Source organism: Exiguobacterium sp. SL-10, from assembly GCF_004337025.1.
GTDB lineage: Bacteria > Bacillota > Bacilli > Exiguobacteriales > Exiguobacteriaceae > Exiguobacterium.
In genome coordinates, this window is record NZ_SJUP01000008.1 from 84,676 (window position 1) to 96,312 (window position 11,637).

At 50.9% G+C, this 11,637-nt stretch carries 12 protein-coding genes; 9 read left to right on the forward strand and 3 right to left on the reverse strand.

Going from position 1 to position 11,637, the window contains the following annotated elements:
• Position 1: 1 nt before the first annotated feature.
• Together EVJ33_RS10395 and EVJ33_RS10400 are read left to right on the forward strand one after the other, a co-directional pair.
• Complete coding sequence (locus EVJ33_RS10395; RefSeq protein ID WP_131436874.1) at positions 2–676, forward strand: response regulator transcription factor; 675 nt, start codon at positions 2–4, stop codon at positions 674–676.
• Complete coding sequence (locus tag EVJ33_RS10400; protein WP_131436876.1) at positions 673–1,983, forward strand: HAMP domain-containing sensor histidine kinase; 1,311 nt, start codon at positions 673–675, stop codon at positions 1,981–1,983. Before EVJ33_RS10395 ends, EVJ33_RS10400 begins: the two co-directional genes overlap by 4 nt.
• A 14-nt stretch (positions 1,984–1,997) precedes the next feature.
• Here the strand turns inward: EVJ33_RS10400 and EVJ33_RS10405 are convergent, their stop codons facing one another.
• The gene (locus tag EVJ33_RS10405) at positions 1,998–2,597 is read right to left on the reverse strand and encodes a TetR/AcrR family transcriptional regulator (protein ID WP_131436878.1); all 600 of its coding nucleotides are present in this window, start codon (positions 2,595–2,597) and stop codon (positions 1,998–2,000) included.
• A gap of 171 nt (positions 2,598–2,768) precedes the next feature.
• Between EVJ33_RS10405 and EVJ33_RS10410 the strand changes: the two genes are divergently transcribed.
• The gene (locus EVJ33_RS10410; RefSeq protein ID WP_131436880.1) at positions 2,769–3,497 is read left to right on the forward strand and encodes an ABC transporter ATP-binding protein; all 729 of its coding nucleotides are present in this window, start codon (positions 2,769–2,771) and stop codon (positions 3,495–3,497) included.
• Positions 3,490–4,503: an ABC transporter permease gene (locus EVJ33_RS10415; protein ID WP_131436882.1), complete on the forward strand. Its 1,014-nt coding sequence runs from the start codon at positions 3,490–3,492 to the stop codon at positions 4,501–4,503. The genes EVJ33_RS10410 and EVJ33_RS10415 overlap by 8 nt, the downstream gene beginning before the upstream one ends.
• A 1-nt stretch (position 4,504) precedes the next feature.
• On the opposite strand, the gene EVJ33_RS10420 is transcribed toward EVJ33_RS10415, so the two are convergent.
• Entirely contained in the window at positions 4,505–4,969 is a 465-nt protein-coding gene (locus EVJ33_RS10420; RefSeq protein WP_131436884.1) for a DedA family protein, read from the reverse strand.
• Positions 4,970–5,221: 252 nt separating this feature from the next.
• Between EVJ33_RS10420 and EVJ33_RS10425 the strand changes: the two genes are divergently transcribed.
• The 3 genes from EVJ33_RS10425 to EVJ33_RS10435 all read left to right on the forward strand — a co-directional run bounded on the left by EVJ33_RS10425 (position 5,222) and on the right by EVJ33_RS10435 (position 7,731).
• Complete coding sequence (locus EVJ33_RS10425) at positions 5,222–5,914, forward strand: response regulator transcription factor (protein WP_131436886.1); 693 nt, start codon at positions 5,222–5,224, stop codon at positions 5,912–5,914.
• Positions 5,911–7,005, forward strand: coding sequence for a HAMP domain-containing sensor histidine kinase (locus EVJ33_RS10430; RefSeq protein ID WP_131436888.1), 1,095 nt, complete (start codon positions 5,911–5,913; stop codon positions 7,003–7,005). The genes EVJ33_RS10425 and EVJ33_RS10430 overlap by 4 nt, the downstream gene beginning before the upstream one ends.
• 267 nt (positions 7,006–7,272) lie before the next feature.
• A complete protein-coding gene (locus tag EVJ33_RS10435; protein WP_131436890.1) occupies positions 7,273–7,731 on the forward strand; it encodes a hypothetical protein in 459 nt (152 codons plus the stop codon).
• A 44-nt stretch (positions 7,732–7,775) separates the two neighbouring features.
• Here the strand turns inward: EVJ33_RS10435 and EVJ33_RS10440 are convergent, their stop codons facing one another.
• Positions 7,776–9,269, reverse strand: a complete 1,494-nt coding sequence (locus tag EVJ33_RS10440; RefSeq protein WP_131436892.1) for an MDR family MFS transporter — start codon at positions 9,267–9,269, stop codon at positions 7,776–7,778.
• Between the two features lie 154 nt (positions 9,270–9,423).
• On the opposite strand from EVJ33_RS10440, the gene EVJ33_RS10445 reads away from it, so the two are divergent.
• Positions 9,424–10,296 carry a TetR/AcrR family transcriptional regulator gene (locus EVJ33_RS10445; RefSeq protein ID WP_131436894.1) on the forward strand — a complete coding sequence of 291 codons (873 nt, stop codon included), beginning with the start codon at positions 9,424–9,426 and terminating at the stop codon, positions 10,294–10,296.
• Between the two features lie 146 nt (positions 10,297–10,442).
• On the forward strand, positions 10,443–11,456 hold the full coding sequence (locus EVJ33_RS10450; RefSeq protein WP_131436896.1) for a LacI family DNA-binding transcriptional regulator: 1,014 nt from the start codon (positions 10,443–10,445) through the stop codon (positions 11,454–11,456).
• The last annotated feature ends 181 nt before the right edge of the window (positions 11,457–11,637 follow it).

Consider the following 11,637-nt stretch of genomic DNA (forward strand, 5'->3'; position numbering starts at 1 on the left):
GATGGTCACCATCCTACTGGTCGAAGACGACCCGGCGCTCGGGGGTCTATTACACGAATATTTGACGACGTCGGGTTACCGCGTCCACTTGGCGGTGGACGGAGAAGCTGCATTGGACGTGCTCGAACGAGAACCGATTGATTTGATGGTCACCGACGTCATGATGCCTCGGCTCGATGGCCGCGAATTGACGGAGCAGTTGCGTGACGCCGGCTACACGTTCCCGATTTTGATGTTGACCGCGCTCGAGACGTTGCCGGATAAGAAGAAAGGGTTTCGAGCTGGGGCCGACGATTATCTCGTCAAACCGGTCGATTTGGAAGAACTTGAGCTCCGCATCGAGGCGATGCTTCGGCGGGCCAACATCTATCGGGAGCACCAGATTCAATTGAACGACTGTGTGTTGGATGAGCGGTCGCTCACTGTGGTCACGCCGTCCGAGACGATTGAGGTGCCAAAAAAAGAGTTCGAGTTGCTGTACCATCTGGCGACGCACTTGAACCAAGTGTTCACGAGACAACAGTTGCTCGATCGGATTTGGGGCTATGAGACGGAGAGTGACGTCCGGACGATCGATGTGCATATCAATCGGTTACGTAGTCGCCTGAAGCATGTCGAGGCGTTCCAAATCAGTACGGCTTGGGGTCTCGGCTATCGGTTGGAGTTGAAGTCATGAAGCGTTTCCTCAGCACAATCTACGGCCGCTTTCTCATCATCTTCTTCGGGCTGTTGCTCATCCCGATCCTGTTGACATTGACACTTTTTTTGACGTTCCAATTCAACTCGTTGACGACGCAAGTCGAGACGATGCTCGTCGAACGGGCCGACAGTATGCGGACGGCATCCGAACGCTATGAGCTCGAGGCCGATGAGGTCGTCGAACTGTTCTCGGAACAGACGCTCGTCATGGCGACGAAACGCTACGAGACCGATGCTTGGTCCGTCTCCGAACGTGCTCGCCTGGAACGGGGAGACGTGTTGACCGTTCGCGATGAACGGTTACCTGCAGTCGTGTTGCTGATTGACGAGACGATTGTGACGTTGACGCCGAATGCGGAGGACAACCCGATTTCCATCTTCCGTGATTTATCACTCCAGACGTTACTCTTGACAGCGCTCGTCTCGAGCGGGTTCGTCCTACTCGCGGTTCGTCTTATGACGCGCCGGATCGACCGTGTCACGGAAGCCGCGAGCCGGGTCGCCTCTGGCGATTTGACGGTACGGGTCCAAGACGGTGGGAATGATGAGATTGGAAAGTTGGCCAGTCAGTTCAATCAGATGACCGAGACGCTCGCGACGAACGAGTCGAAGAATGAAGAGTTGACGTCGATTATGGCCCACGAGTTCAAGACGCCGGTCGCCTCGATCCTCGGGTATGCGACGATGTTGAAACGGGTGGACGTCTCGTCCGAGAAACGTATCGATTATGCGACGATGATTGAACAGGAAGGGAAGCGCTTGTCGCGCTTGTCGCGCGATTTACTCCGTCTCGCCAAACTCGATCACACGGTCGTCGGTTTAGACTTGACCCGTTTCTCGCTCACCGAACAGATTCGGGACAGTATCTTGTCATTCGAGCGCGAATCGACAAGGAAACGGCTGAAATGGGTCGTTGATTTGGATGAGATTGACATGGTCGGGGATGCCGGGTTACTGCAACAAGTGTGGATGAACTTGCTTCAGAATGCGATGACCCATGCCTACGAGAAAGGGAAAGTGCGAGTCCGCTTGATGCAGACGTCCGAAGCAATCGTATGTGAGATTCAAGACGAGGGGGAAGGCATGACGCCGGAACAAGTGAGCCGGATGTTCGAACGGTTTTACCAAGCTGATAGCTCGAGACATCAAGGCGGCTCGGGGCTCGGCATGGCGATTGTTCAAAAGATTGTCACGTTGCATGGCGGACAGATTCAGGTGAATAGTGAGGTGCAGGTCGGAACGACGGTGACTGTCACGTTGCCGCTTCGAAGAGACAGGTTATGATGACCTGTCTCTTTTTATGGCTTCAGGCCGCCTGCCGTGAGCGGGCCTTCGAACGTGATCGTGTAGATGATACGGGCGATGTCCTCGGCCGTTTCAGGTCGGTCGTTATACAGCCATTCGTAAATGACCCCCATATGCGCCGAGGAGATGTAAGACACGAGATAGTCGGCCGGAACGAGTGCTTTCGTTGCATCGAACAACACCGTCGGGGAACGTTGGAATAGCGCCGCGTGCATATACGACCGGAGCCGGGCCTGGAACTGAGGGTCCCCGTTTGGCCCGAGGAGCGGTTTCATCAAGATTTTATTGTCTTCGATGAAGCGGATGAACGGGACGAGCAGCTCATGAGCGGCCGGTCCACGCTGGTCACCGAAGACGCGTGGAATCTGTTTGACCAGTTTCCGTTCGGCCTCGTGGAAAATGACTTCAATCAACTTTTCCATCAAATCGTACTTATCCACATAATGACTATAAAATGTCCCGCGATTGATGCCGGCCCGTTCGGTGATGGCTTTCACCGTGACTGCTTCGAATCCTTGCTCGTCCATCAAGTCTAAAAAGGCCGTCTTGATTAATTGTTTCGTTCGCGTGATGCGTAAATCTTCATGTCCCATCTGTTTTTTCTCCTTTATCCAACACTTGAGTGCGAACTGTCTGTTAAGCGACACGATGGCCGATATTGCCGATTGTTGAGCTGTCGACTGGGGTCTATACTGAACCTATAAACCAACACGGTGTCTATTAATTTAGTGTACTCGAACAAGGCATCGAAAAGGAGAATGAATATGAATATTCAACTAAACGACATCAGTAAATCGTTCGGCGATCAGTTGGCCATCGACCATGTCGGTTTTACGATCAACTCAGGGGACATCTGTTGCCTGCTCGGCCCGTCCGGTTCGGGGAAGACAACGCTCATCCGGCTGATGATTGGTGCCTTGGCCGCAGACAAAGGAACGATTCGCATCGGTGAGACGGTCATGCCGAACATGGACATGCTTCACAGCATCGGCTTCATGCCACAAAACGATGGGTTATACGAAGATTTGTCGGCCGAAGCGAATCTAGAATTCTTCGGCTCCATCTATCAACTCGGCAAAACGAAGCTCCAGCAGCGCATCACCGACGTGCTCACACTCGTCGATTTGACGAACGATCGGAAAAAGCTCGTTCGGAACTTCTCGGGCGGGATGAAAAAACGACTGTCGCTCGCCATCGCCATCCTGCATCAGCCGGACGTCTTATTTTTAGACGAGCCAACGGTCGGCATCGACCCGATCTTGCGCCGTCAAATCTGGGATCAGTTTCAGGCGATTCGCTCGAGCGGGACGACCATCATCGTCTCGACGCACGTCATGGACGAAGTACTCGAATGTGACCGGGCCGCGCTCATCTATAACGGTCGCTTGATCGCTTACGACACGGTGCCGCATCTGTTAGCGCAAACGGAAAACGGTCGTGTCGAGGAATTGTTCCTCATCGCCGGTCGAGAAGGAGGGGAACAGCATGCGTAACTTAGCGAAACGCGTCATTTTTCAGACGCTCAACGACAAACGGAGTGTCGCCTTGATTTTGATTGCCCCGCTTCTCATCTTGACGCTCGTCTACTTCTTGCTCGGAGACTCGGATTACGTACCGGTCGTCATGCTCGATGAGAACGCACAAACGCAACTCGTCGAGGCGTTCGAAGCCGAGACGCTCGACGTCCGTTTGGATACGGTCGATGACCCATTCGAATATTTGGAAGACAATAAAGACGTCGATGCGGTATTTGAAGCGACACCGGAAGGGACGACGATCACGCTCCGGGAACCGTCGACGAAATCTTCGAAAGCGGTGCGGGAGATTCAAACGGCGCTGTCGACGTTGAATCCCTCGGCTGATATCGAAATGAATTATGTATACGGGGAAGAAGGTCAATCGACGTTCGATTCGTTCGGCTACGTGTTCTTGTCACTGTTCTCGTTCTTCTTCGTCTTCATTCTATCCGCGATGGCGCTCGTCAAAGAGCGGAGCGGTGGCACGCTCGAACGTCTGCTCATGACACCGATCAAACGCGGACAGGTCATTCTCGGGTACACACTTGGCTACGGCGTGTTCGCGGTCGTTCAGTCCGTCTTCATCGTTCTGTATACAATTTACGTGCTCGGTCTGACATCGCTCGGCAATATCGGTTGGGTCATGTTGGTCATGCTTCTCATGGCCGGGACGGCCGTCTTGTTTGGCGCGACGATTTCGGTGTTCGCCCGTTCTGAGCTTCAAGTCGTCCAGATGATCCCGTTCACCATCATCCCGCAAGTGTTCTTCTCCGGCCTGATCCCGCTCGACTTGATTCCGTACGGACTTGGCAACTTGAGCTACATCATGCCAATCTTTTACGGGGCGACGGCCATCAAAGAAGTGATGGTATACGGCAGCGGTTTCTCTGGAATCTGGATTTACCTGCTCGGCTTGGTCGTCTATGCCGGGATACTCTATCTCTTGAACATGCGAGCACTCGGGAAATATCGGGGGCATTGAGTCATAACGCGAGGACCCAATCTTGTAACTGTTGAAATGCCGGGACTTGTCCGGCTAAGCGAATCACGACAAACCAGGCCCCTGTGTAAAGCAAGGCCGAGATGGCATTGTACAGCGCATACGTCCGAAACTTGAGCGACGTGAAGCCAGCGATGTAGTGCAGCGGATGACGCAGGCCTGGAATGAAGTAGGAGACGAGGACGATTCGTGACCCGTACCGCTCATATAATGTCTTCGCCCGATTCAAGTAGCGTGAGTTGCGTCTAGAAGACGGGATCACGCGATGAAGACCGCGGCCGATAAGATAAAACCAGCTGAATGCGAGGGTGAAGACAATCCAAGTCGTGATGAAAAGCGCCCAATCCGGCGTCGTTACAGTCAAATGAGTAATCATTAACACGTCGTCTGATAATGGGGTAAACATGATGCCGACGGCGAGCATCACGTATTGCGTCAATAATTCCATAATCGTTCACTCCTTACCTTGTCTAGTATGACCCGACAAACGTAAGGAGTGTTTAGCGTCATCTTAAGAAATCTTAAGAAGTTCGACAGAAACCGTTGCGATCCGCTCGGTACACTTAAGATAAATGGACAAGTTGACGTGTAGGATGGAACAGAAGAAGAAAAAAGATGCTACGCTAGGTTCAATCGAGACGAAGTTTGAAGTCGTACATGAATCGTACGTTTAACGCGTACTCAGGCAAGGAGGAAGAACATGCGGTCACAACCGACCATTCTCATCGCCGATGACGATGAGGCTATTCGCGAGTTGCTAGCGATTTATTTGAAGAACGAAGGATATGGGCTTCGTTATGCGAAAACAGGCCAAGAGGTGCTCGACATCGTCGCGCGTGAACCGATTGATTTATTGATTCTTGACTGGATGATGCCCGTCATGGACGGTATCTCCGCATGCATCGAGATTCGAAAGACGCGGTTCATGCCCATCTTGATGTTAACAGCGAAGACGAGTGATCTCGATTTGATGCAAGGGATTTCTGTGGGGGCGGATGACTATATGAAAAAGCCATTCAATCCGCTCGAAGTGACGTTACGGGTCAAGTCGTTGCTCCGTCGTTACCGCGATTATGGAGCCGACCAAGCAACCCAAGCCGGTAAAGTCGTGTTCCAAGAAGTGACGCTCGACCTGCAAACACGGCAATGCCAAAAAGGAGAGGAATTGATTCGTCTCACCCCAAAGGAGTTTGATATTCTCGCTTATTTCATGCGCCATCCGAATCAAGTGCTGACGGTCGAACAGATTTATGAGGCGGTATGGGGTGAGGACGCATTCGAAGTCGATAATACGGTGATGGTGCATATCACTAAAATTCGAGAAAAGATTGAAGATACGCCGCGAAAACCCTCGTACATCAAGACCGTTTGGGGCGTGGGGTATCGTTTATGAGACAGCGGCAGTGGGATCGTTTGCTCGTCAAGTTGATTGGGATTATTTTAGTCAATGCTCTCATCGCCACGATTGCCTTTTTAATCATGGGCTACTCGATCAGCATGTATTATATTCGGAACGGGACCACGCCTGAGCCGTTGACGTCCAATCTTGCCTTTTTGACCGTGACGTTCATCACGATTTTCATTTTCATCATCGGCTTCTCCTTGATGATGCGAAAAACGTTACGGAAAATCACGTATTTGTCGAGCGAGATTGAGCAAATCGCCAGTGGCGACCTCGGTCGGACGGTCGAGGTGGAAGGGCGGGATGAACTGGCTTCACTCGGGCAAAGCGTGAATTGGATGTCCCAGCAGTTGCAGCACCTGTTCGAAAAAGAGCGCGCCCATGAAGAGGAACGAAACCAACTGTTCTCGAACCTCTCCCATGATTTACGGACACCGCTGACAAGTATTCGTGGCTACCTACAATTGTTAGAAAGCGAACGGGCCATGACGGACGTCGAACGGAGTCATTTCAACGTGTTGAATGAGAAAACGGCCCAGCTCGAGCAGTTACTCGAACAGTTGATGGACGTGAATCGCTTGTATTCTTCTCAAGTGATTCTATCGAAACATCAAGTGAATATTAGTTTATTGACAACGCAGCTCGTTCACGAGATGGGTCCCTTGTTTGAAGAAGCGAACCATCACATAACGAGCCATGTACAACCCGACCTTTACATCGAAGCCGACCAAGACCAACTCATTCGCGTGTTTCAAAACTTGATGTCGAACGCATTGAAGTACGCAACACCGGATGAGCCGATTGAATTGACGCTCGTTCAACAAGACGACCACGTATTGTGGCAACTGCGTAATCAGACGACACCCCAGACGATCGCGTCCATCGATCATTTATTTGACCGAACATATCGGGTGGACGCATCCCGAGGTGAGACACCAGGGGATGGACTTGGCTTATCCATCGCACGTCAAATCATGATTCTGCATGAAGGCATGCTACAGGCGTATCCCTTAGCAGGAGACCGGATCTGTTTTGAGGCCAGCTTTCCAATTGAACGAGGAAGCGATGCAACGAGTCACTAAGGGCGTTGCTCGCTGTATAGCGGGCGCGACCGAGTTGGACAAATGAAAAAAGCATCCGAGCAGATGCCCGAATGCTTGTTAACGTTTAAGTAGTAAAGCGACGCCCGTCACGAGAAGTGCGAGTCCGCTAAACAGTCGTATTTGGTTGCAAGTCACTATCCTTCACCCCTATATTCAAGATCATCCTCTAATCAGAATAATCTAAATCGTTAAAAAAGGAAACAAAAACCAGTTTCCTTACGTAAGATAGAAGTGAGGTGATGAGAAATGGAGAAACAAGCACGAATTCGAACGATTCAACTGTATCAAAAAAGATGGATGCCTTTGCACGTATCGGTCGTCATCGCGGTCGGGATCTCATTTGCGTTATTGGTCATGAACGAGTTTCAAACGGGTTATGGGGTCGCGTTTTTAGTGGGGCTCGTCGTGTTAAGCTATTTAGAATGGCGTGAAAGCCGATTTATGCAGCGTTTGACAGAGGAACCGCACGTTCAAACACTCATTCGTCGTTCCTATATGGGACGAAACGCCATCTCGTTGCTCGGCGCGATGGGGTTCTATGTTTTATTCAAGGCCGGGCTACAGTCCAATTTTTTCTTATGGATGACCATTGTATTGTGTACATTTGCTACTCAAACGATGACGACGATGTATTACGAACGTAAAATTCGGCAGCATGACCCGGAACATCCGAATCGGCACGATTTGAGTTTTACAAAAGGATAGACAGCAAACAAGCCGCCCTGTTCAGGACGGCTTGTTTCATTAATTCAATTCGCTTTTTTGAGTTCTGCTGTCTCTTCTTTAAAATCAAGTTTTTTCACGTCAACTCGTTTCACGAAGAACGCAAGCACGAGCGCCAAAATGTTCATACCGAGAGCGACATAGAATGAAACTTGAATCCCTGACAGTAACGCTTGCTGCGTCAACGCGCCCATCGCACTCTCGGTGAGTGTCGCTGGGTCGACGCCGGTCATGAGCGACTCGGCCTCTGTTTTCGTGACCGAGTTCATGATGGTGACGAGGACGGCTGTTCCGATTGCACCGGATACTTGTTGGGCCGTGTTGTTGATGGCCGTCCCGTGCGGGTTGAGATGCGTTGGTAGCTGGTTAAGACCGTTAGTTAAAATCGGCATCATGACCATCGACATCCCGAACATGCGAAGCGTATACGTCGTGACGATATACGTGTACGTCGAATCGAGTTGGACGTGGGCGAGCATATACGTCGAGATGGCCGTGATGGTGAGACCCGTGATCGAGAGCAACTTCGGTCCGAACTTATCGAACAGTTTCCCTGTAATCGGGGACATGATAGCCATGATAATGGCACCCGGTAACAACATGAGTCCAGAGTCGAGCGGCGAGATGCCCCGGACGCTTTGCACATAGGCCGGTGTCAAAATCATCCCAGAGAACATGGCGACAGCGTTGACGATTGCGATGATTGAAGCGAGTGCGAACATCGGATATTTGTACGCTCGTAAGTCGAGGAGTGGTTTCTCCATATTGAGCTGACGGATGACGAAGGCGATTAACGCGACGAACCCGACGATCATCGTCGTCAAGACGATCGGGTTATCCCAGCCGTCTGAACTCGCTGAGCTGACACCGTACAAGACGCCACCGAACCCGAGCGTCGATAAGACGAGTGACAAGTAATCGAGCGATTGCTCTTTATTTTGGACCATGACGTTTTCGGCTTTCCAGATGGCAAGGCCGAGGCCGATGATGGCGAGCGGGAGAATCATCTCGAACAAGACGCGCCAGTCGTAGTACTCGACAATATAACCCGAGAGTGTCGGACCGATGGCTGGTGCTGAGATCATGACGAGACCGAAAATCCCCATCGCCGTTCCGCGTTTTTCACGCGGAAAACTGACGAGCATGACGTTCATGAGGAGAGGGCCCATCGTCGAAGCACCGACCGCTTGAATCATCCGACCGGCGAGTAAGACGCCGAAGGTTGGAGAGAAAGCAGCGATAGCCGTCCCGAGGGCGAAAATCGCCATCGAAGTGATGAAGAGGCTCCGGTTTGAGAACCGGGTGATCAAGTAGGCCGATGCCGGGACGAGTACGCCCGTCACGAGCATAAAGCCGGTCGCGAGCCACTGCACGGTCGAGTAATCAGCAATCTCCAAATCGACCATGATTGATGGGAGCGCGACGTTCAATAAAGAGTTGTTGAGGAAGGCGATAAACGCCCCGACAAAGAGGACCGCGAGCATGAGATACGGCGGTTTCTTTTGGAATTCTGGTTTCATACGAGTTGCTCCTTTATTTTCTAAATAGTTATATACTAGTAAGTGTCGATGTCATGATTTTATACCCACCGTATAAATAAATCAACCATTTTGTACTAAGGGTTCAAAATGGTATACTTAAGCTAGAATTCAGATAGAACGGAGCAATCAGTATATGAAGGATAAGAAACGAAAAGTTGCTGACGTGGCCATGGCTTTGTTCATTGAGAACGGAGTCCAGCAGACGTCGGTCCAAGAAATCATCGAGCGGGCCAACATCTCTAAAGGCACGTTCTACAATTACTTCGCCTCGAAGACGGACTGTGTCGCCAACATTCTCGAAAATTTGCGCTATGACGCCGGCCAACGACGGATTGAGATGCAGATGGGACGTGACAAGCGCGACAAGGACGTCTTTATCGAGCAGATTTCCATCCTCATTCAATTGAATGAAGAACGGAACCTCCATGCCTTATTCGAGTCGATTATGTCGGCGAATGAGCCCGAATTGAAAAAGCTCGTCCTCCAACACCGCGTCTATGAAATCGAGTGGCTCGCCATGCGCCTGACGGAGATTATCGGGGAAGCGATTCGCCCGTATTCGGTCGAGTTGACGGTGCTCTTCAACGGGATGTTGCAACATATCCTGTTCACACTCCGGATCACGAACACGGCCTACTCGATTCAGCGATTGATTCGTAATTTGTACGCCTACGTCGAACTGATGGCGGCTCGGATGGTCGACACTGGAGAACATATCCTGAACCCGGTCACGGTCGACCAAATGCGCGGGACGACGGATAAGAATCTCGTCACGAAAGAGGAGCTAATCGAGATGGCAGCGCGCATCCATGAGCACGTGAAAATGACCGAGGAACAAGCGGATTTGTTTGAAGCGATCACATACGAGCTCCATCAAGACCGGCTTCGGAAAATCGTCCTCGAACAGTTGCTCAAGCCGTTCCAACGTTTGTTCAAAGGGGAGACGGGAGAGACGGAAGTACAAAAGTTCACGAACCTCGTTTGGTTATACACGCGGACACACTAACGACAAAAAGTGACTTTATCCGTTAATATAGAAGAAACACGGTACGAAAATAAATCTCAAAATATTCCACGAAAAAGAATTGATTCCTACAAATTCATGCGCTACAATCAAATTACCGAAAGCGCTTTCGGGAAGAGGAGAATGACATGGGTACGATTTATGATTTAGCTAAAAAAACCGGCTTTTCGATCACGACCGTCTCTAAAGCGTTGAACAACTATAAGGACGTCAGCGAAAAGACGAGAGCCAAAATATTACAAGCTGCGGCTGAGATGGACTATCTGCCAAACGCACACGCACAGTCGTTATCGACGAAGAAATCGTGGGCGATCGGGGTCATGTTCTCAGAAGCGAACGAAGTCGGAATGAAGCATCCATTCTTCAACGGCATCATTGAAAGTTTCCGTCACGCGACCGAGGAGCACGGCTATGATTTGATTTTCGCCTCGCGAAACCTCCGGAACCGTGACATGAGTTATCTCGAACACTTCAAACATCGAGCCGTCGATGGCATCGTCGTGATTTGTTCGGACCGGATGGACGAGCAAGTACAAGAGCTCATGCAAAGTGACATCCCGATCGTCGTGGTCGATATGGATAGCGCCAACTGTAGCGTCGTCTATTCGGACAACACGGAAGGTGCCCGCATGGCTGTAAACTACTTGTACGAGTTAGGACATCGCCACATCGCGCATATCGCCGGAGATTCGTCGATTGACGCTGGTGCGGCCCGGGTGAAAGGGTATGAGCTTGCGATGCATGCACTCGATTTACCGATTCAACCCAATCACTTGGTCAACGCCGGATTCTTCTCAGTCGAAGAAGGCAAGCAGGCGATGGAAAAGTTATTACAACTGGAGTCACCGCCGACAGCAGTCTTCGTCGCAGGCGACCAAATGGCCATCGGGGCCATCGAAGCCGTCCATGAACACGGTCTCCGGGTCCCGGAAGACATCTCGATTATCGGCTATGACGACATCGAGATGATCAAGTACATCACACCGAAGCTGACGACGATTCGTCAAGATACAGACGAAATCGGAGAAGCGGCGGCCGAGCTGCTCATCGAGCAGATGACAGCCAAAGAACGCCGGACTGAACGTCGCGTCATCCCAGTTCGGTTAATTGAACGGGCGTCCTGCGCACCGGTCAAAAAGTAAACAAGTCACGATGATCTTTCGAAGTCGCTCTGTTCGCTTCAGCGGACTGGAGAGAAGAGAGCGATTTCGAAAATCATTTACCCTAAATCGAAACCGCTTTCGATATTTTATTTCAGTATTTCCGAAAGCGCTTTCGACAAATCATTACCTCTTTTTGTAAACGCTTTCTAAAACACTTAAA